Below are 21,286 nucleotides of genomic sequence, written 5' to 3' on the forward strand. Positions count from 1 at the left end.
TCAGTCTTCGTCTACACCGATCCACGCGCCACCGCTTGCGGCGCTTTGCCGCGCTGCGCCGATCACGCAATCCGCCAGCCACCCATTGGTCAATGTCGGTTCCGGGGAGACGCCACGATACAGTGCGTCAATGAACGATGCGATTGATGCCAGATGCCACTGCAACGTCCCTCCCGGCGTTTCCGGCGATGGCAGTGTTGCCGGAGGCATCGTTCGGCTGAGCGTGGCAATGCGTCGTCCGCCGATCTCGCCGATCCCTTCGATGACCTCCAGCCCGTTCGGATCGCGGGTGTCGAAGATCAGGGCGCCGGCGCTGCCATATGCTTCGATACGAATGTCGTCGCTGGCGCCGGGGACCATTTTCGAGACTTCGATGGTTCCATAGCCGCCATTGATCAGTTCGAGCGACAACCAGGCGACGTCGTCTCCTTCGACCGGTGAGGGAACGCCGTTGGCGCCAGGGCGCTCGGTGATGAGTGTGGCGGTGCGCGCCGACACTGCGCGGATTGGACCGAGCAGATGCATGGTCAGATCGATCATGTGCGATCCGAGGTCGGCAAGCACGCCGCTCCCCGGTCCGCTGAAACGCCAGGTGATGGCGCGATCGCGCCGCAGGTTGCTGCTGCGGTAGTAGCGCAGGTGAAACCCGCGCACCTCGCCGAGCAATCCGCCGGTCACACGTCGGCGCGCCTCCTGGATCGCCGGAGCGAATCGTAGATGAAAGTTCACGCTGCCGGTCAATCCATTCACGCGCGCCAGTTCGACAATGCGCGCCGATTCGTCTGGCGTTGCGCCAAGCGGTTTTTCGCAGAAGAGTGCCTTTCCAGCCGCAAGCGCCGCCTTTGCGATCCGGGCATGATCGCCGGTTGGCGCACAGCAGTCCACGACCGTCACAGCGGGATGCGCCAGCAACGCGCCGAGATCGGTGGTCGTCAACACATGCTTGCCGAGTTCACGGCGCGCCCGCTCTGCCGACGCGACGCTGGCAGTGGCAACTGCTACGATACGCGCTCGCTCCGCCAGGTTGGGGTATGCCAGCGGCAGCATTTGATAACAGAGCGCATGCATGCGCCCGATGCCGCCATAGCCAACCAATCCAATGCCAATCTCTGCTGCCATGTCGTCACGTCCTGTCGAACGGCGGCGCACCTGCGCGCGCGAGGCATTCCAGTTCGTCCAGGGCGGCGTGAGCGGCGGCATAGATGTGCGGCTCACGCTGCGCCAGTTCGCGTTCCTCGAACTCCTCGACATCGAGCCTCAGCAGTCGATCGCGCCGCGCCGACACGAACAGATCGAGGTCGAGGTCTTCGGAGGTGATTGCCTCTGCGCTGATAATTGCCGGGCGCGTCACATTACAGTACCATCCTTTGAGCGCGCCGGTCGCATTGCGCAATTCAAACACATTGTACCAGCGGTTGGCGTAGAAATGCTCGAAGAAGACATCCCCCGTCTCGAAAGTCACATACCCCAGGTCGAGGCGTGGGCGATCCCAGCGGGCGCGCACCAGCGCATAGTCCGGCGTCATTTGCACAACCTCTGCCTGGTAGGTGACGGTGTGATTCTTGGTGGGTTTAAGCAGCCTGACGGTGACGACCTTCACACATAACTCCGCCGCAGCAAGCGTCGAATCTGGCGACGCACATTGGCGTCGAGCGCGCGCGCAACGAGCGATGCAATGAACAGTCCAATCAACTGGAACAACGACATCTGCGGGCGCACCAGGTCGCGCAGAAACGCGGGATCGCGCAGGCGAAGCGGCGACGAGTCGCGCACCTCGATGTTCAGATTGTCGCCATGCCATTCGCGTTCGACCCAAAAGAGATCGGGCATGCTGCGCTGGAAGAAATAGTATGCGGGGTTGTAGGCGTACAAATAATCGAACAACTCACCGAACGGCTCGGCCGGTTCGCGCGGATGAAGCACCAGCGTTTCGCCTTCCAGATTGACATACCAGCGATGGAACGACCAGTGAAACAGGCGTTCAGCGATCTCGGACGGACTCTGAATGTACCCGGCTGCGCTCACCCGTCGGAGTTCGGCGGCGAACTGAAGCGGGTCATCCATGTGCTCTAGAATGTGCGAGCAGATCGTATACGCAAACGCGCCATCCTTGAAGGGGAGATAATGCGCATCCGCTACCACGAATGGACGATCAACGACCAGATCGCCACCGCGTTCGCGATTATCGGCGCCGGGGTAGCGGTCGAGCAGAATATTGGCGCGCGGATGCGGATTATCGCCGCTGCCGATCTCGAGCACCAGACCGGTTGCCGGAGGATTGCATTTCTGTCTCATGGTGTATGATGGGTCAGGGGTTACGGGCTCTGCTTCAGTGCATGCATTAACCTCATCGTCCCCCTAACCCCTAATTCAAATCATCCCCGCTGAGGCTATCGCGCAGGATGTCGATATATTCGAGCGCCAGGCCCGTACCGATAGCGACACAGTTCGCCGGTTGGTCGGCGACATAGCAGGGAACGCCGGTTACATCGGTGAGCAGTTCATTGATCCGGCGCAACATCGAACCGCCGCCGGTCATGATCATCCCTTTATCGATGATATCCGACGATAGTTCGGGTGGTGTTTCGGCAAGGACGCGACGCACAGCGTCGATGACCGCTTCGAGCGGTTCCTGGAGGGCATCGGTGATTTCATTCGAGCCGATCTCAATCGTGCGCGGCAGACCTGCCACCTGATCGCGTCCACGCACCTGCATTGACAGCGGGCGCTCGAGCGGCAGTGCGGAGCCGATCTCGATCTTGATGCTCTCGGCGGTGCGTTCACCGATCAGCACGTTATACTTGCGTTTGACATACGCCGCGATCGTTTCGTCGAATTTATTGCCGCCGACACGCACCGAATGGCTGACGACGATATCGTTCAGCGAAACGACCGCAACTTCGGTTGTGCCGCCGCCAATATCGATGATCAGGTTGCCCGACGGCTGCGCCACCGGAATATTGGCGCCAATCGCTGCTGCCAGCGGCTCGCGGATCAGGTAAGCATGACGCGCTCCGGCAGCCTCAGCCGCCTGGCGCACCGCGCGCATCTCAACCGTCGTGACACCGGCCGGGATGCAGACCATCACATCGGGCTTGCTGAAGCTGAACGGTCCCATCGCCTTGCGAATGAAATAGCGCAGCATCGCCTCGGTAATGTCGTAGTCGGCGATCACGCCATCGCGCAGCGGACGGATCACCTCGATGCTCTCCGGTTCGCGTCCGAGCATCGCCAGCGCATCCGCACCCACCGCCTTGATGCGATTATCTTTTGTCGAGATGGCGACAACCGAAGGTTCAGAGAGGACGATGCCGCGACCTTTGACATATACCAGCACATTGGCGGTGCCCAGGTCGATGCCGATCTTCTTTGCCATACCTTCCTGCCCGGCAGATTGTGCCCTCAGCATGAAATATCGCAGGGTCAAGAGCAGCATTCATGATACTGCATCCCGCGCCCTGCGATAGCGACTCATAGGGAGCGCATTTTCACGTTACGTTTCGTTTGTTTCAATCCACGCCTTCCGGGGGGAAGGCGACCGCTAATCGCGCTCACGCCGGATTTTCTTCAACTGCGCGACTTTCAACTGCACGAGCGCGCGACGCAGCTCCGCTTCGGCGAGCGCCAGGTCCTGCGCACTCCTGCGTTCGGCAATGCGCTGCTCGGCAGCGCGACGTGCCGCTTCGGCGCGCGCCTCGTCGATCTCATCGGCGCGTTCGGCGGTATCCGCCAGGATCGTCACCCGGTGCGGCAGCACTTCCATAAATCCGCCGGAGATCGCAAAGGGGGTCGTCACCCCATCCTTGACGATATCGAGCTCACCGATCTCGAGGATCGTCAGGAGCGGGGCGTGGCGCGGCAGGATGCCAACGCGACCGTCTTTCGTCGGCGCGTTGATCATATCCACATCATCAGAGAGCACGACGCGCTCTGCTGTCACGATCTCGAGATGAATCGGCATACCCGGTCACCTCCGCGACGCCTCATACGCCTGAATGACATCGTCAAGCCCGCCCTGGAGCAAGAAGAACTGCTCGGGAATATGATCGACCTCTCCGGCCAGCAATCGCGCGAAACTCTTGACCGTCTCGCCAATCGGCACATACTTGCCAGGGCGACCGGTGAACTGTTGCGCCACGGTAAAGGGTTGCGAGAAGAAACGCTCGATCTTGCGCGCACGCGCCACCGTCAGTTTATCCTCATCGGACAACTCCTCGACTCCCAGAATGGCGATAATGTCCTGCAAATCCTTATAGCGTTGCAGCACACGCTGCACTTCACGCGCCACGCGGTAGTGTTCTTCGCCGACGATATTCGGATCGAGGATGCGACTGGTCGATGCCAGCGGATCGACGGCGGGATAGATGCCTTTGGCAGCGATGCTGCGTTCGAGCGTAATCGTCGCATCGAGGTGTGAGAACACCGTGGCCGGCGCCGGATCGGTATAGTCGTCGGCGGGCACGTAGACCGCCTGCATCGACGTGATCGATCCCTTCTTGGTTGACGTAATACGCTCCTGCAATTCACCCATTTCGGTGCCGAGCGTTGGCTGGTATCCCACCTGCGACGGCATGCGTCCCAGGAGCGCCGAGACTTCCGACCCCGCTTGAACGAAGCGGAAGATATTGTCGATGAAGAGCAGCACATCGCGCCCCTCATCGCGGAAATACTCCGCCATGGTCATCGCCGTCAACCCGACGCGCAGGCGCGCCCCCGGCGGCTCGTTCATCTGGCCGAATACCATCACCGTTTTGTCGAACACCCGCGTCTTCTCATCAATTCGAGCTTCCTTCATCTCGTGGATGAGGTCGTTCCCCTCACGCGAGCGCTCACCAACGCCGGCGAAGACCGAGTATCCCGACTGCTCCTTGGCGACATTGGCGATCAACTCCTGGATAATCACCGTCTTGCCGACGCCGGCGCCGCCGAAGATGCCCGTTTTGCCGCCGCGCGTAAACGGAGCGATCAGGTCAATGACCTTGATGCCCGTCTCGAAGATTTGCGCTGTCGTCGATTGATCTTCGAGCGCGGGGGGCGGGCGATGGATCGGGCGATATTCAGTCGTCTGCACCGGACCCTCGCCATCGATTGGATCGCCGAGCACATCAAACACGCGCCCAAGCGTCCCTGGTCCGACGGGAACCGCAATCGGGCGACCGGTGTCGATTGCCTTGACGCCGCGACGCATGCCATCGGTGCTGCTCATCGCTACCGCTTTGACCACGCCGCCGCCAAGTTGCTGCTGCACCTCTGCGACCAGGCGCTTGCCGTTCTCCAATCGAATCTCCAGCGCATTATAGATTTCCGGTGTTTCGTGCTCCGGAAACTTTGCGTTGATCACCACGCCGATAATATCAGTCACAATACCGGTTGCTCCGGCCATGAGCATCCTCCACTCAGGTGTATCGCATCACATCTCCGCCAGGGCTGCCGCACCCGACGCAATCTCGGAGACTTCCTTCGTAATATTCGCCTGGCGCGTCTTATTGTACGAGAGGGTCAGGTCGCGCTGCAACTCCTTGGCGTTATCGGTCGCGTTGCGCATCGCCACCATACGCGCGCTGTGCTCACTGGCAATCGCCTCCAGCACTGCCTGATAGAGTTGCACTTCAACAAAACGCGGCAGTAATGCACGCAACACTTCTTCCTGGCTCGGCTCGTAGGTATAATCGACCATGCGTTCCGCCGGTTCGTGCGGCGGGTCGATTGGCAGCAACCGTTTGATCGTCGGGCGCTGGACCAGCGTATTGACGAACTGACTGTACAGCACGTACACCTCATCGTACCGCCCGCTCAGGAAGCCATTGATGACATTCGTCGCAATGCCGAGAATATCCGTCAGACGCGGGTAATCGCCGAGTTTGGTCACCTCAGCGACCAGGTTCTGGCGCGTGCGCACCATGAAATCGCGTCCCTTTTTGCCAATCGCCAGCACTTCGACCGTATGCTTCTTCTCCTGCTCATCGAGAATGAAGCGCGACGCGCGCCGCAGCACATTGGCAACCAGGCTGCCCGCCAGGCCGCGATCAGGCGTGACGACGATCAGCGCGACGCCCTTTACCACGGGGCGCACTTCGAGCAGAGTGCCACGCCGCATCCCGACCGCCCGCCCGGTCAATTCGCCCATCACGTCGAGCAGACGGTCGGCATATGGGCGGGTGGCGAGCACATTCCGCTGCGCGCGGCGCATCTTCGACGCCGACACCATCTCCATCGCGCGCGTGATCTGCGCCAGGTTCTTCACCGAGCGAATACGACGCCGGATTTCACGGGTACTGGGCATAACTTCCTCAGATCAGAAGACGTTGCGCTGCAACCGCCGAAACGCCGCACCGGGCGAGATGTTGCGATGCAACGTCTCTACTGGTACACCTCTCACCTCTCACCCCTCGCCTCTACCCTCACCTCTCACCCCTCGCCTCTACCCTCACCTCTCACCCCTCGCCTCTACCCTCACCTCTCACCTCTCACCTCTCGCCTCTCACCTCTCGCCTCTCACCCCTCCGCAAATGTGCTCATCTGCTTGAATTCCTTCAGCATATGCTCAATTGCGGAGCGAATTTCCGGTGAAGGGAACTTACGGTCGAGGCGATTCTCGAAGATCATCTTGCCCACCTCGGGATGCGCCGTGCGCATATAGTTGACCAACTCAGACTTGAACCGTCCAATCTGGTTGATCGGCACATCATCGAGGTAACCGTTGATGCCAGCGAACAGAATAACCACCTGTTCCTCAAGCGGCATCGGCTGGAACTGTGGTTGCTTGAGCACTTCCTGCAAGCGCTGACCGCGTTCGATCTGTGCGCGCGTTGTGGCGTCAAGGTCCGATGCGAATTGCGCAAACGCCGCAAGATCGCGGAACTGCGCCATATCGATCTTCAGGCGGTCCGACACCGAGCGCATCGCGCGGGTTTGCGCCGCGCCGCCGACGCGCGACACCGAAATGCCAACGTTCAACGCAGGGCGAATACCGGCGTTGAACAGATCGGTTTCGAGATAAATCTGCCCATCGGTAATCGAGATGACGTTGGTCGGAATGTATGCCGACACGTCGTTCGCCTGAGTTTCGATAATCGGCAGGGCAGTCAGGCTTCCGCCGCCATAATCTTCGTTCAGGCGCGCAGCGCGCTCAAGCAGACGCGAATGGAGATAGAACACATCGCCGGGGTACGCCTCGCGGCCAGGCGGACGGCGCAACAGCAGCGACACCTGGCGATAGGCGGTCGCATGCTTCGAGAGGTCGTCATAAACGATCAGCGCGTCACGCACTTCCTGACCATCGATAATCACCCCGTTTTCCATCACCTCTTCGCCCATCGCGCAACCGGCATATGGCGCAATATACTGCAATGCCGCCGACTCGGACGCCGTTGCCGAGACGACAATCGTATAATCCATCGCGCCATACTTTTCAAGGAAGTTGATGATCTGCGCAACCTGGGCGCGTTTCTGCCCGATGGCCACATAGATGCAGACCATCCCCTTGCCCTTCTGGTTGATGATCGTATCGATCGCCACCGCCGTCTTCCCGGTCTGACGGTCACCAATAATCAACTCACGCTGACCGCGCCCAATCGGAATCATTGCGTCGATGGCGATAATACCCGTTTGCACCGGCGTATCGACCGACTTGCGCGTAATCACGCCAGGAGCGATGCGCTCAATGGGGCGATACTTCGTCGTCTGGATCGGTCCTTTGCCATCGATCGGCTGACCGAGGGCATTGACCACCCGCCCGATCAATGCCTGACCGACCGGCGCCGAAATGACGCGCCCGGTCGAGTTAACCTGATCGCCTTCTTCGATGCCGAGATAATCACCAAGAATAATTGCGGAAACCGCATCTTTTTCCAGGTTGAGCGCAATACCAAACACCGGCTCGCTGCGACCGGCTTTTGGCGGGAACTCGAGCAACTCAGACGCCATCGCCTGTTCGAGCCCGCTAATCTTCGCCACGCCGTCACCCACCTGGATCACGGTGCCGACGTTGACCATCTTTGGCTGAAGATCGACGCCTTCTCGAATACTCTTTAACAGGCGCTGATATAATTCCTCAGTCGTTGCAACTGTCATCATCCATCCCCTTATTGCGGCAGCACTCCGACCTTGCTGCGGACGCTACCCTGTCATCATATTGCGCTGAATGGCGGCCATGCGCGTGCGCAGACTGGTATCGAGAACCTGATCGCCAATGCGAATGATCAACCCGCCGATCAGCGACTCATCGACGCTGAAGCGCACTTCCAGATCGGGACCATAGCGCGCTTTCAGTTGTTCAGTGATACGTTCACGCTGTTGCGGGCTCAACTCGACGGCGCTGGTCACCTCGCCGGTCAGCGGCCGTGCGCCGCCGCGGCGTGTCATCTGCTCAAAAGCAGCCACGACGGCCGGCAGGCGATCGAGGTTGCCCTCTTTGCCAAGCGCCAGGATCAGGTTGCGCACCTCACGCGGAGCATCTGCTGGCAGCGCCGCCAACAGACGCTCCGTTGTCACCTCGCCATTGATGCTGGTTGCGGTGTGGAGCGCCTGTAGTGCTGCGCCGGTCAGCGAGTCGAACAATGCCCGTGCAATGACCTGAGCCTCAGATGCACTCACAATAATCCCTCGCCTCCGCGCCGGGCGAATCGCACCCGCCCGGCTTCGCAGTTCAATTATATTTCCCAAGTTCCGCCAGCGACTCTTCGATCAGGCGGTCGTGGTTCGCCTTCAATTCCGCATTCAACACGCGCTCAGCGGTCAGCACCACCAATTCCGCCATTCGATCCTTGAGTTCGCCGAGCATCCGTTGCCGTTCCTGTTCCGCCTGAGCGAGCGTATCGCTCTTGATCTTTTCGGCGTCGCGATGCGCCTGCGCAATGATCTCAGCCGCCTGCGCGCGCGCGCGCTCTTGCGCCTGCGCCAGAATACTGGCCGCCTCCTGGCGCGCCTTCGCAAGTTCGGCGTCATAGTCGCGCTTTGCGTTCGCCAGTTGCTCCCGAACCCGCTCAGCGTCCTGCAATCCTTCCTGAATCCGGTTCGTCCGCTGATTGAGCATATTCAAGATCGGACGATACAGGAAGGTGGTCAGCAACCAGACGACAAAGACGACATTGATCAGTTGCGCAATCAACAACCCCCAATTGATGCCCAGTTTTTCCACAGTCGTTCTCCCCACCTCATGCGGACGGTTGCTACACAATGCGGAAGGCGATCAACAGCGCGATCACCAGCGCAAAGATGAACAGCGCTTCGACCAATGCAAAGCCGAGGAACATGTATGTGCGCAGGGTCCCCTCGGCTTCAGGGTTGCGGCCCATCGCCTGCAGCGCACCGCTGAAGATAACGCCGATGCCAACGCCAGGTCCAACAGCGCCTATGCCGACCGCGAGCGCCGCAGCGATAAGTCGCAGACCGTCATCCGTCATGATCTGTCTCCTCCTCAAGAGTACAATGATGGGCTTGTGTCGTATCCATATCGAAGATGCGCGCCCAAAGGAGCGCCGCGACCGGAATGCTCATGAGTGCGCTGCCGTCTCGCCGTGCCCGTGGCTCTCGTGCCCGCCGTGCGCTTCCGTCGCCAGCGACATGAAGACGAGCGACAGCACCGAGAAGATCAGCGCCTGCATAAAGGCGACAAACAGCTCGAAGGCGTAGAACGGCGCCGGCAGCAAATACGGGAACAGAAACGCCATCACAACGAGAATCACCTCGCCGGCGAAGATATTGCCAAAAAGTCGGAAGGCGAACGCAATAATGCGCACAAACTCGGAAATCAACTCGAGAATGCCGACCAGCGCGGCCATGAAGCCTTCGCGGAAATTGAAGAACTTCGTGAGATAGCCGAGGCCGAGCGCCTGGAAGCCGAAGTACTGGATCAGACCAACCGAGATGAGCGCCCATGCCAGGGTAACGTTAAGGTCCGCCGACGGCGCGCGCAGATATGGGACCAGCGTCGTCCCCTTCTCGCACGCCAGGGGCCACGATGCAAAGAAATCCGACGCTCCTGCCGGCTCCTCCGCCATCGTCACATCGGCGACCGGCGCGACAATTGCCGTCTCCTTATGTTCCGCCGTCGGCACACACACGCCAATGCTCCCCACGCCGGGAACGAGACCGATAACGTTTGAAACCAGGATGAAGAAGAACGCCGAGGCGCAGAAGGGGAAGAATTTCGCCACATTCCTGCGGTCGACGCTTTGGGCGAAGTTGTAGAAGGCTTCGACCATCACCTCGAGCACATTCTGGAAACCGCGCGGAATCATCTGCATGCCGCGCGTTCCCGCCAGAATCGCAACGATGATGATCGCCAGAACAATAAGTGTGGTAATCAGCGAATTGGTGATGGGGAAGCCGCTGGCGCACGTTTCGAGCGTGGCGCGGGCGCCGCCGAGGCAGACAACCGGCTCAGCCGCGACGGAGATGTGCAGTTTGGTCGAGCGAACGCCGATAATATACAGGACGATCCCAACCGCAAGCAGAATGCCGGTGACCGTCAGAATGCGGTTCCGCATAAACGCGCTCTCCCTACTTTGAGAACACTTTCACAATAAAATGTACCATATCAGGCATAAAAATTCAACCTGCGAAACGAGGTTGAACGGGCGCTGCGCGTATGACAGCATTAATTGAGACTGCGCGGTGAGTATAGCACAGGTAAAAAGAATGTGCAAACGCGCTGCTTAGCCGAGCAGTTCCTGGATGTCGCGGATGGCGCGCTTGGCATACACCCAGACAGAGCCGATCTTGGCCGGCGTTCCCGATTTGTCGAAGACGATAACGAGCATGAAGCGCTGCGCAATATCGAAGCAGTAGAGATCGTAATGACTTCCCTCATGAACGTAGAGCGCCGACGACTCGGTCTCGCGCAGCATCTGCGTGATTTGTCCCGCCGTCGAGAAACTGGTCGAGAGCAACGGCAGCAACACCATCGTCGGCAACCCGATGGTCAATCCGGTCTCGACCAGCACCATGCCGGCCCGGTCGGCAAGAATAATACACTTCGAGCCGACGTCGCGATCGAGCGCCTCCATGCGCAGACGAATGGCGCGCTGGTCTTCGGGAGTCAGCACCAGAGGTCCATCGCGGCGCCGTGCCTGGCGTGGTGCGCCAGTCTCCGCCGGACGCGCCGGCGCCGCTTCCGTCTGGCGCAGCGATTCCGCTTTTGGTCGTGCAGGGCGCGTCGGCGGTGCGGATGCTGCAACCGGCGTTTCCTTTGGCGGCGCCGGAGGCGGAGGGGGTTCCGGCGTGCTCTCAGGCGGAGGTTCTGCCGCCTGCGTTGTCGTCGTCGCTGCTTCGTTCAGTTCCCGATAGAGCAGATCGCACAGGTCATCGAGCGCCATATCGCTGCTGACGACGTGCTGCACACCAAAACCGGCCACCCGCCGGGCGATCTGCGGATCGGCATGCCGGCTCCATAGCACCAGGCGTGTTGGCGCACCGAAATTCGGCAGAATCTCCGCCAGATCGATGCCGCTCATTCCTGGCAGATCGACATTCGCAATAATCACGCCAGGCGGATCATTCCGCACTTCCCACAACGCATCGTTTGCCGTATCGAGCGTCTGCACCTCGACAGCGTCGGCGAACCGTCCCGGTAGGGCGCGCAGTTCGCTGCTATCGCCTGGAACAACCACAAGTCGGTACGTCATGAGATTGCTTCACTTTCCTCATTTAAGTCTGGCGGAACGGAAGCGCGAACGAGAAGGTGCTGCCTTCTCCTTCCCGGCTGACGACCCACACCGCTCCGCCCAGTGAGGCTATCAACTCGCGCACCAGCGCCAACCCGAGCCCGACGCCGCCGCGTTCACGGGTCAGCGAATCGCCCACCTGATAGAAACGGTCGAAGATACGCATCTGCTCGCGTGCCGGAATGCCGATGCCGGTGTCGGCCACATCGACGATCACCCATGGCAGCGTCCGCAGCGCTGCCGAGGGCTTGCTGATCGACGCACTGTTCATCTTCTCAATGTCGGCGTATGGACGAACACTGATCGTAACGGTGATCTGTCCCTGTGCAGGCGTAAATTTGATGGCATTCGAGAGCAGATGGTTGAGCACCAGCACCACCTTTTCACGATCGGTCAGGATTGGAGGAAGCATCTCAGGCAGGTGGGTCACAATGGTCCGGCCCGACAGTTCAACGCTGCTGCGGAGATGTTCGACTGCCTGCCGGATCGTGCCGACCAGATCGAGCGGTGCAAGTTGCGGTTGCGCCTCCCCGGTGTCGATGTGGCGCAGGTTGACCATATCATCGACGATCTCTTTGATCCGCTGCGCGCCCTCCAGGACGCGCTGCAAATATTCGCGCTGACCTCCCTCGACCTGATCGCGCACCATCATGGTATATCCCAGTACAATCGAGAGTGGCGTGCGCAATTCGTGCGATGCAATCGCAATGAACTCGCTTTTGAGGCGATCAAGCTCCTGACGCCGCTGGTAGGCTTCGTCGAGTTGCTGGTAGAGCGCAGCGTTGCGCAATGCAGCGCCTGCGTGATTGGCGAGCAGCATTAATCCCTGCTGCACACCTGGACGCAGGGTGGTTGATCGTTCGTCGCAGAGCACCACCACGCCATTGACCCGCCCCTGTGCGCGCAACGGCACTGCGAGCGCTGTGTGCAAACGGCGGGTATGACGGGTGCCATAGAGCGCAGTGTGCTCGTAGAGCAGTTGGCGCAGTTCAAATGAGCGTTTTGCCAGTTCTTGCCCTGCGTCGGTAAGCCGCGCATCGTGCGGGTGTGCGACCGCCTGAGAGAGCGTCTCGCTCTCATCGCCAAGCAGCAGGAAGCCGGTCTGAAATCCGCTGCGGTCGATCATGGCGTCGAGCGCAATACGCGCCAATTCAGGCAGTTCCAGGGTGGCGCTGAACGCCTCACTGACCGCCAGGAGTTGCTCAAGCGTCCGTAGCCGGAAATTGTCCTGTTGGATGGCGCGCTTTCGCAGCGCCTGATCAACCGCCAGACGCAGTTGTTCGAGTTCGAATGGTTTTGAGAGAAAATCGGCGACGCCGCGCCGTACCGACTGATGCAGGTTCTCGAGCGACGCATACCCTGTCATGATAATAATGGCAATCTCAGGGTCCTTTTCGCGCGCGATTTGCGCCAGATCAAGCCCGCTCATCGTCGGCATTTTGATGTCGGTCAGCAACAGGTCGAACTGCTGCCCGCTATCGAGTGCGGCAATCGCAACATGCGGATCGATGGTCGCCATCACGTCATAACCGGCGCGTTGCAGGGTGCGCGAGCAGACATCGCACATGTGCTGTTCGTCATCGACGATCAACAGTCGTGGCGGTGAAGCGTTTGTCAGTGATGTGAACGATCCGGTATCGATTGCCTGTCTCATAACACTGCATCCGCCCTCAATTGAGCGCCTCGACAGCGACGGCGGATACCCGCGTGATCGTCCCGTCTTCGAGTACGACCTCAGCCGCCGGTGCGCGCACCCGCGATGGCAACCGCTGCGGCGCGGGCGAGAGTGTGCGCACCTGCCCGGACTGTCCCAGGCGGGGTTGGTGCAGGACGCGAACGAACGCGCCGGGACGCACCGTTGGGCGCGGCGCGTCGATTGGCATCCCGGCCGCGCGCGTCGTCAATGGGATGACGACGCGGGGCCGGCGCATATCTGTCCATATGTGCGTTGTTCCTTCGATCAATGCTTCCTTGCCCGCATACGAGGCGAGCAGATCGAACAATGGTCGTGACATTGGGTGATTGCCGAAGCCCTCGGTAACCATGAGGACGAGATCGGCAGCGGGATGTGGCGATGACGGCGCGCGCCAGTGGGGTGGTCCGACGTCCCATGGCGCATACCCTTCGACGCCAAGGAAGGCGCGCAACTCAGCCTCATCGATGCCGCCGACGATAATGCCGCGCACCCTTTCCTGTACGGCGCGTTGCAAGGCTGTTGCACTGATGGTGCTGCCGCCGATGATAATGGTGTAGGCGAATCGGGCATTGATTTTGTCTGGAGTGATTGGTTCCGCCGGATCGGTAACCATCAGTTGTAACACGCCGTACTGGCTCGCGCCGATGCCAAAGATGCCATAGACCTGCGCTGCCGGGGTTTCGATCCGCACCCCCTCGTATGGTATGATCTCCATGACAACCCCGGGGACGTTGGCGGTCAGTTCGTAACGTTCTGGATCGGGCACAATTGCGATATAGCCGGTGGCTTCATCGACGCTTGCAAGCACGCCGCTGACCGGTGATAGGACCTTTTTCTTGCCAAACCGACCGGTTTGGGCAAGAGGCGCGCCTTGTGCAATCGGTGCGCCGATGTCGTGCAGCAATGAGCGTTTGACGCGCGCTGGCGGGATCGTCAGGATACGCGCCAGGTTTATGATTCGCGGCGCGGCTGGAATGTACGCAAGGGCTACCGGGGTGTCAGGTTCGACGCGTTGCCCCACGCGAACAGTAATTTCTCCCGGATGCGGCAATCGGCGCTCGATCCGCGCCAGTGCGCCGGTCACGAGAGGTGACGCGCCTGAAGGAACATACAACGACATACCATCCTCGCGCGCTGGCTCAAAAAGCTCGATCAATTATAGCACACACTATGAAAGGCAAGGGATACGAGGCATATGGGCTGTGGTCATGAGTTGACCGAAAACAGAGCCGGTCACCCAGCGTATGGCAGCGCGCGGCAGCGGCGTGTGGCGAGTAGCGCCGCCTCTTTCAGGTGTCGCGTTTTTCAGGCGCAAGGGGTGTTGGGGGAGTCGTCTCGCCCGTGCCGGCGTCGGGCATAATCCTCAATCGCGGTCAGTCGGACGAGACGTTCAGCACCGGATTCGCAAGGCGTAACGAAATGTGCGTTGGCGGTCATGGGCGCATGACTGCGCAGCGGCATCAGCAGCCCCTAGCGGGGCTTCCATGTCCTCAGCGAGGGCTTTAGCCCGCAGCGCCCTCGGGTCCGCTGCGCGCCCCTACGAAAAGAAGAACATCAAGTTTGTCATAATTACTTTAGCCCGCAGCGCCCTCGGGTCCGCTGCGCGCCCCGGCAGTATAGTACAAATGACCGCGTATTAGTGCTAATACTCAATGGCGGTCTGTCATACAAGATGTTTGAGCGCCAGTTTGTGTGGAGCAATAAGCAACGTTCATCGGCAGTATTGCACGAATGACCGCTCATTAGTATAAGTATACCGATCGCGCAACTATCGATTGCCCGGAAGCGTCTGACCAACAGGGAGGCGAATGTGCCGCAGGTCTGCTTGCGAAGTTCGATGGAGATCACGATGGACGTCTCAACACCGCGATTAATGCGCAGCCGTGGCGATGCACTCATCGCTGGCGTAGCGGGGGGAATCGCCCGCTACCTGGGGGTCGATTCCACGCTTGTGCGCCTGATTTTTGTTGTGCTGGCCTTTAGCGGCGCGGGGGTGCTGCTCTACCCTCTTCTCTGGATTATTATGCCGCTCGAAAGGACGCCTGCTCCGGGACGCGCCACAAATCCCGCAGGACGAGAGCCGTTCGTGGATGGCGAAAGGGTGCAACGTTTGCGATCCGATCCGCCAACCGGTACGGATGGGGATGCGGATTCGGAGATTCCTATCAATAACCTGAATGACCGCAATCCGAGCCATGCGCTGCCGTCCGCCCGGCGAACATGGCAGTTGGGCGTCATTCTTATCGGTGTTGGCATACTGGCGCTCCTGAGCCTTCTCCTTGGTCCAGCATTTGGCAAACTCTTGTTCCCGATGGTGTTGATTGCGGCTGGCGTGCTGGTGTTGCTGCGCAATCGGTGATGGCGCCACTGCGCTGCTCAGATGACTCTCTGGGCGTGGGGCCGGATGGTCACTCCCAGACCGACAGCGCTGGCAGCAATGGCGTACTTGAGCAGGCTATCTCCAACGATGACCGAAGCAATCAGATCGTTGCTCCAAACCCCATAAAATGCAAGCATCGTAAACAGCAGCGTGTCGAGTGGCGCCGAGCATGCGTTGCTCGATAATGCGCGAATGATCCAGATACGATGGCGCAGTGCGTGATAGACCTCGGTGTCGGTCAGTTCGGAAAGGAACAGCGCGATCGCCGACGCGGCAATAATCCTTGGCGACGCGAACGATGCCGCCGCCGCGATAACGTTGACGCCGACTGCCGCCAGAATCGTGGCATAGACAACGGTTTTGTCGTACTGTCGGTGGATCAGATCGCGTAACGTGAAGATAACGCCGAAAAAGAGCGTCCCCAACGAAAATTGCAACGCCCAGACGGTCAAGATGTCGTCGGCGGTCAGATTTGCCGCCAGAATAGCCAGGATGTAGAGGATGATGAAACGCATGCAACCTCCGTATGCGTATGATCACCCGCCAAGTATACCCACAATCTCCAATTCTCGCTTTCCGGTTCCGCTCAGGAGGATGGTGCGCGAGCGCGCGCGGATCGCCACGGATTGGGACAGATGCGCGCGGATGGGGCGCGCCGTCGTTCCCGGTTCTGCTCAGGAGCATGGTGAAAGAGAGAACGCGGATCGGCACGGATGCGCGCGGATGGGGCGCGCCGTCGTTCCCGGTTCTGCTCAGGAGCATGGTGAAAGAAGGCACACGGATCGCCACGGATTCGCGCGGATAAGACTCGCAGTCGTGGTCGGTTCTTGGTTCTGGGTTCCTGCTTCTTATTGACAACACGCCATTTCTCATCTATACTCCGCTTAACCGTTTCACCCCTTAATCGTTTCACGATGAAGGCGACGATCAAACAGGTTGCGCAGCGTGCCGGCGTATCGGTGGCCACCGTCTCGTATGTTCTCAATGGCGCCGGCGTGGTGACCGACGAGACGCGGCGGCGTGTGCTCGACGCCATTGCAGAACTCAACTATCAACCGCAGTACGCCGCTCGCAGCATGCGTGGTCGGAGCCACACGCTGGGAGTGACGCTCCCGTCACATCCGGGGCGTCTGGCGGAACCGGCGCTGGCGGAGGTGTTGTCTGGTCTGGCAGACGCCGCCGCAGTGCGCGGCTATTTTCTGCTCCTGGCAACCGCTGGCGCCGATCAGGACGAGACGGAGTTGTGTCTGAGTCTGGCGCGCAGCAGGCGCGTCGACGGTCTGGTATTGCTTGATATGCTGGTGGATGATCCGCGAGCGCAGGCGCTTGCGGCTGCCGGTATTCCTCACGTGTGCGCTGGTCCTCCGCCTGCCGGAGTCGATAGCCCTTCGGTTGTTATTGATATGCGCGCCGCTGCGGTTGATGCCGTCCGGCATCTCCTCAGCCTTGGACATCGCCGGATCGGATTGATTCAACTGCCCTCCGATCTGGCGGTGAGCGAATCGATTGTCGAGGGATACCGACAGGCGTTGACGGATGCAGGACTGCCGTTCGACCCAACGCTGGTTGTCGAGTCGGGTCGAACCGAAGAAGATGGCTACCAGGCGATGACTGAGTTACTGGCGACTTCCAGAGCGCCGACGGCGGTCCTGGCGGGGAGCGATGAATTGGCATTCGGTGCGATGCACGCGCTCAATGATGCGCGCCTGATCGTCGGGCGCGACGTGGCGCTGGTCGGACTCGACGATTTACCGCTTGCGGCGCATGTCAATCCGCCGCTGACGGCGGTGCGCCAGCCGCGCCGCGCGCAGGGGCAACAACTGGCGATTTTGCTGGATGACGCCATCATGAAGCGAAACGCCAGTTTGCGTATGGTAACGCTGAGCGCGCGCCTGATCATTCGCAGGTCGAGTGGTTCGGCGTGGCGCGCAGCAGAGGGAGTGAATTGAAGCAAAGGAGCATTCACTACGATGGCATCCATTAAGTACGACCACGTTTGGAAGCGTTTTGGCGATTTCGCGGCGCTCAAGGACCTCACCCTCGATATCGCCGACCAGGAGTTCCTGGTGCTTGTGGGACCGTCGGGGTGCGGCAAGACGACTGCGCTGCGCTGCCTCGCTGGCCTGGAAGAGGTGACGGACGGTGCGATTATGATCGGCGATCGGGTCGTGAATGATGTTCCGCCGAAGGACCGCGACATTGCAATGGTGTTCCAGAGTTATGCGCTCTACCCCCATATGAGCGTGTACGACAATATGGCATTTGGCTTGAAGCTGCGCAAAACGCCGAAAGCCGAAATTGACCGACGGGTCAAGGAGGCGGCGGAAATGCTGCACATCGGGCATCTCCTGGATCGCAAGCCCAAGGCGCTCTCCGGCGGTCAGCGCCAGCGCGTGGCGCTTGGGCGCGCAATTGTGCGACATCCGTCGGTCTTCCTGATGGACGAGCCGTTGTCGAACCTCGATGCCAAACTGCGCGTGCAGACGCGCGCGGAGATTTCAAAACTGCATCAGCGCCTGAAAACGACGTTTATCTATGTGACCCACGATCAGACCGAAGCCATGACGATGGGAACGCGCATCGCCGTGATGCGCGATGGTGTGTTGCAGCAGCTCGATACGCCGCAGAACCTGTATGACCATCCGGCGAATATGTTCGTTGCCGGTTTTATCGGATCGCCGTCGATGAACTTCTTCGAGGCGACGCTGGTGCGCGGCGATGGGCAGGTGCTGGTCGATTTCGGTCCGTTCCAATTGCCGGTTCCTCCGTCGCGCGTTGATGCCATCGCCGACCATATCGGGATGCCGATCTTCTTCGGTATTCGCCCCGAAGACATTCACGACTCGCACTACGTGCCGCGTGGCGTCGATGAGTCGGCTCGCCTGATGACGGTGGTCAATGTCGTCGAGCCGCTTGGTTCGGAAGTGTATGCGTATGTGGAGAATGGCGGCAGAGAGATGGTTGCGCGTCTCGATCCACGCACGAAGGCTCGTACCGGCGAAACGTTCGAGGTCATCATCGATATGACCAAGATGCACATCTTCGACCGCGACACCGAGAGGGCGCTTATCTGAATTCAGACGCGCAAAGGAGTGCGATGCACCCTGATCTGCACACGCTGGCGCAGCTCGATTTTGGATATCTGACCACCACCGGACGGGTGACGGGCAAGCCGCACACCATCGAAATCTGGTTTGCGCTGCACGGCCGCACGGTCTACATGCTGGCAGGCAACCATGCGTCCGATTGGGTGAAGAATGCGCGTCGCACGCCGAACGTCTCGATGACGATTGGCGGCTTTGCGTTCGTCGGCACGGCGCGTATCGTCGATCAGGCGGAAGAGGATGCATTGGCGCGTCGCCTGATCCTTGCCAAATATCAGCCTGGCTATGGCGAAGATCTCTCCGATTGGGGGCGCACCGCGCTTGCCGTGGCGGTTGATCTGAATGCTGTCAGCGAAACACGTCCCGGCATGCTGTGAGATGCTTTCGCTGTGCTCAGGGCTTCGGTTGCTGCAATGAGCTCACGAGGAGCGTAGAAGCCTTGAGCGCAGCACAGGGTCTCAACGCGGGCAGCCAGTTCCGTTGTACGCAGCAGGACATTGGCGCCCGGCGCGAAACCAGTGCGTCGGTCAGCAATCTGGCGTCCAGAATGCTTCTGGTTCAGCGCAACGCTGCTGATCGCGCGGCGTCTGCTCCGGTCCCGGGTTGCCTGCCGTCCCGCCAAGGTTCGTCGGTCCGCCCAGCGTCTGGATCGGCGCCGTGGAAGGCGCAACACCGCCGGGTGCGCCACGGTCCGCAGCGTCGAATGTCACGATCACCAGTCGATTGCTGTCAACCCCCTGCACACTGACGCGATAGCGCCCTGCGGTGAGCACGACTCCCAGATCGACATCGACGCTGAATGTGCCGTTGCTATCGACGTTCAGGCTTGCCATGCCGAGCACGGCGCCATCGGGGAAGGTCATCCAGATGCCAACCGGCTCATTGGGTGCGTAGCCCGACCCTTCGACCCGCACGGTGTCGGCGGCGCCGGTGCGATCCAGGAATGTCACTGAGGCGCGCGCTGCGCTTGTGGTTGTGAGCGCCCCAACCTCCGTCTGGTCGCCGACGTTCGACTCGACCACCGCCGGCACAGGTTCGGCAGGATTATTCGCCGACGCCGGTTGGAAGCTTCCCGGCGTGACGTCGAACCCGGCGATCTGCAAGCGTCCGCTGGCGACTCCTTTAGCGGTGATGCTGTAGCGTCCCGTCGGCAATCGCTCGTCGAGATCGATCACCACAAAGAAGTCGCCATTGCCGTCGGCGACCTGCGTTGGCAGGCTGCGTACCGCATTATTCGGCAACGTCATCCACAGGCCGACATACTCGCCTGGCGCAAACAGCGATCCCGTAATGGCGATGCCGCCATTCTGGCGCGTCGAAGCCTGCGCCGGGAAGGCGACGCGCAGTTGCGCCCATCCGCTTGGCGTCGAGGAGCGCGCCCGCAGTTCGAATGGCGCAAAGACCTGATACCCGCTCAACGTTCCCAGCGCGGTGAAGGTGTATTTGCCGGTCTGGTGCGCATTCGTGAAAATAAAGGACGACTGGAAATTGCCGATGTCGCTGGCGACCTGCTGCGGATAGTCGAGAACCGTGCCGTCCGGTTGGGTGATCCAGATCGAAATGACCTCATTGGGGAAAAAGTTTGTGCCGTGAATGTTGATCAGATCATCGTGGAATGCAAAAGCATTAAACGTGCCATTGTTCCACACTGCCAGGCGCGCCGGGCTTGGCGCCGGCGGCGGACCGGTGCGTGGCGTCACGACCAGATAGCCGACTGCTGTTTGCCGACTGCCCTGTCCCACAGCGGTCAGTCGGTAGCATCCATAGGGCCATTTGTTCGTCACCGGGAACTCGAAGTAGAGATCGCCGGCGACATCGGCGCGGTATGGAGGCAGCGCAAAGTGTGGCGGCAGATCGACCACCCCATCGAGCAACCGGGTGTCGTTGGGGCTGAAGATGCGTCCATCGGGAAATTGAAAACTGATCGTCACACTTTCCTGGTCGAGAAATCCGTGGAGTTCGGAACCAAAGATGCTGTCCTGAAACGTCGCCGGCGCCGTTTGACCGGTGATCGAACAGACAGCCGTCGTCGGACCACGCACGATATACACGGCGGCAGCGCTGGTGCGATAAGCGAAGAAGACGGTCGCCAATCCAACAAGACACGCAAAGAGGACGACCATTCGATAGACCAACGAGCGTGATTTCATAGCCGGTGCTCCCTGTTCTTGGTGTTCACATTGGTTTGACCTGTGCCGGGGATTTGCCTGAAGCGCCCTTGCCAATGCCCGTTTCTCGCTTCCGCTCAGGAGCATGGTGAGCGCGCGCGCGGATAGCCACGGATCGCCACGGATCGCGATGGATGCGCGCGGATGGGACTTGCCGTCGTTCCCGGCTCTCAATACTCAGTGCTCAGCGCTCGGTTCTACCTGCAAAGCCTACGAAAATCAGCGTGATACTACCTAGCCGCTTATATGACAGCCAGATGACATCTTTCTCT

21 protein-coding genes are annotated in these 21,286 nt (G+C 60.2%); 4 read left to right on the forward strand and 17 right to left on the reverse strand.

Annotation, left to right across the window (positions count from 1 at the left end; translation table 11 throughout):
- The 15 genes from RCAS_RS06445 to RCAS_RS06515 form a co-directional block, all read right to left on the reverse strand.
- Complete coding sequence (locus RCAS_RS06445) at positions 1–1,119, reverse strand: Gfo/Idh/MocA family protein (RefSeq protein ID WP_012119787.1); 1,119 nt, start codon at positions 1,117–1,119, stop codon at positions 1–3.
- A gap of 4 nt (positions 1,120–1,123) precedes the next feature.
- Entirely contained in the window at positions 1,124–1,600 is a 477-nt protein-coding gene (locus RCAS_RS06450; RefSeq protein ID WP_012119788.1) for a DUF402 domain-containing protein, read from the reverse strand.
- Positions 1,597–2,295: a methyltransferase domain-containing protein gene (locus RCAS_RS06455; protein WP_012119789.1), complete on the reverse strand. Its 699-nt coding sequence runs from the start codon at positions 2,293–2,295 to the stop codon at positions 1,597–1,599. Before RCAS_RS06455 ends, RCAS_RS06450 begins: the two co-directional genes overlap by 4 nt.
- A 70-nt stretch (positions 2,296–2,365) precedes the next feature.
- Positions 2,366–3,376, reverse strand: a complete 1,011-nt coding sequence (gene mreB / locus RCAS_RS06460; protein WP_012119790.1) for a rod shape-determining protein — start codon at positions 3,374–3,376, stop codon at positions 2,366–2,368.
- 165 nt (positions 3,377–3,541) lie between these two features.
- The gene (locus tag RCAS_RS06465) at positions 3,542–3,961 is read right to left on the reverse strand and encodes a F0F1 ATP synthase subunit epsilon (protein WP_012119791.1); all 420 of its coding nucleotides are present in this window, start codon (positions 3,959–3,961) and stop codon (positions 3,542–3,544) included.
- 6 nt (positions 3,962–3,967) lie between these two features.
- A complete protein-coding gene (gene atpD / locus RCAS_RS06470; protein ID WP_012119792.1) occupies positions 3,968–5,383 on the reverse strand; it encodes a F0F1 ATP synthase subunit beta in 1,416 nt (471 codons plus the stop codon).
- Between the two features lie 27 nt (positions 5,384–5,410).
- Positions 5,411–6,283 (reverse strand): F0F1 ATP synthase subunit gamma, encoded by an 873-nt coding sequence (locus RCAS_RS06475; protein WP_012119793.1) that lies wholly within the window; start codon positions 6,281–6,283, stop codon positions 5,411–5,413.
- 212 nt (positions 6,284–6,495) lie between these two features.
- Positions 6,496–8,073: a F0F1 ATP synthase subunit alpha gene (gene atpA, locus RCAS_RS06480; protein ID WP_408638383.1), complete on the reverse strand. Its 1,578-nt coding sequence runs from the start codon at positions 8,071–8,073 to the stop codon at positions 6,496–6,498.
- A gap of 45 nt (positions 8,074–8,118) precedes the next feature.
- Positions 8,119–8,595, reverse strand: coding sequence for an ATP synthase F1 subunit delta (gene atpH, locus RCAS_RS06485; protein WP_012119795.1), 477 nt, complete (start codon positions 8,593–8,595; stop codon positions 8,119–8,121).
- Between the two features lie 52 nt (positions 8,596–8,647).
- The gene (locus tag RCAS_RS06490; RefSeq protein ID WP_012119796.1) at positions 8,648–9,139 is read right to left on the reverse strand and encodes a F0F1 ATP synthase subunit B; all 492 of its coding nucleotides are present in this window, start codon (positions 9,137–9,139) and stop codon (positions 8,648–8,650) included.
- Positions 9,140–9,170: 31 nt separating this feature from the next.
- A complete protein-coding gene (atpE, locus tag RCAS_RS06495; protein ID WP_012119797.1) occupies positions 9,171–9,404 on the reverse strand; it encodes an ATP synthase F0 subunit C in 234 nt (77 codons plus the stop codon).
- Positions 9,405–9,494: 90 nt separating this feature from the next.
- Complete coding sequence (atpB, locus tag RCAS_RS06500) at positions 9,495–10,490, reverse strand: F0F1 ATP synthase subunit A (RefSeq protein WP_012119798.1); 996 nt, start codon at positions 10,488–10,490, stop codon at positions 9,495–9,497.
- A gap of 168 nt (positions 10,491–10,658) precedes the next feature.
- Entirely contained in the window at positions 10,659–11,627 is a 969-nt protein-coding gene (locus RCAS_RS06505) for a response regulator (protein ID WP_012119799.1), read from the reverse strand.
- Positions 11,628–11,649: 22 nt separating this feature from the next.
- A complete protein-coding gene (locus tag RCAS_RS06510) occupies positions 11,650–13,320 on the reverse strand; it encodes a sensor histidine kinase (protein WP_012119800.1) in 1,671 nt (556 codons plus the stop codon).
- A gap of 16 nt (positions 13,321–13,336) precedes the next feature.
- Positions 13,337–14,482, reverse strand: coding sequence for a hypothetical protein (locus tag RCAS_RS06515; protein WP_012119801.1), 1,146 nt, complete (start codon positions 14,480–14,482; stop codon positions 13,337–13,339).
- 729 nt (positions 14,483–15,211) lie between these two features.
- Here RCAS_RS06515 and RCAS_RS06520 point away from each other — a divergent pair.
- Positions 15,212–15,721 carry a PspC domain-containing protein gene (locus RCAS_RS06520; RefSeq protein ID WP_012119802.1) on the forward strand — a complete coding sequence of 170 codons (510 nt, stop codon included), beginning with the start codon at positions 15,212–15,214 and terminating at the stop codon, positions 15,719–15,721.
- Between the two features lie 17 nt (positions 15,722–15,738).
- On the opposite strand, the gene RCAS_RS06525 is transcribed toward RCAS_RS06520, so the two are convergent.
- Positions 15,739–16,257, reverse strand: a complete 519-nt coding sequence (locus RCAS_RS06525) for a VUT family protein (protein ID WP_012119803.1) — start codon at positions 16,255–16,257, stop codon at positions 15,739–15,741.
- Positions 16,258–16,656: 399 nt separating this feature from the next.
- Between RCAS_RS06525 and RCAS_RS06530 the strand changes: the two genes are divergently transcribed.
- From RCAS_RS06530 to RCAS_RS06540, 3 genes are read left to right on the forward strand one after another with little or no spacing between them, the layout of a single operon-like run.
- Positions 16,657–17,691, forward strand: coding sequence for a LacI family DNA-binding transcriptional regulator (locus RCAS_RS06530; protein ID WP_012119804.1), 1,035 nt, complete (start codon positions 16,657–16,659; stop codon positions 17,689–17,691).
- 21 nt (positions 17,692–17,712) lie between these two features.
- A complete protein-coding gene (locus RCAS_RS06535; protein ID WP_012119805.1) occupies positions 17,713–18,816 on the forward strand; it encodes an ABC transporter ATP-binding protein in 1,104 nt (367 codons plus the stop codon).
- 23 nt (positions 18,817–18,839) lie between these two features.
- Positions 18,840–19,223 (forward strand): nitroreductase family deazaflavin-dependent oxidoreductase, encoded by a 384-nt coding sequence (locus tag RCAS_RS06540; RefSeq protein ID WP_012119806.1) that lies wholly within the window; start codon positions 18,840–18,842, stop codon positions 19,221–19,223.
- Between the two features lie 150 nt (positions 19,224–19,373).
- Here the strand turns inward: RCAS_RS06540 and RCAS_RS06545 are convergent, their stop codons facing one another.
- Positions 19,374–20,996: a hypothetical protein gene (locus tag RCAS_RS06545; RefSeq protein ID WP_012119807.1), complete on the reverse strand. Its 1,623-nt coding sequence runs from the start codon at positions 20,994–20,996 to the stop codon at positions 19,374–19,376.
- Positions 20,997–21,286: the final 290 nt, after the last annotated feature.

The organism is Roseiflexus castenholzii DSM 13941 (assembly GCF_000017805.1).
Lineage (GTDB): Bacteria > Chloroflexota > Chloroflexia > Chloroflexales > Roseiflexaceae > Roseiflexus > Roseiflexus castenholzii.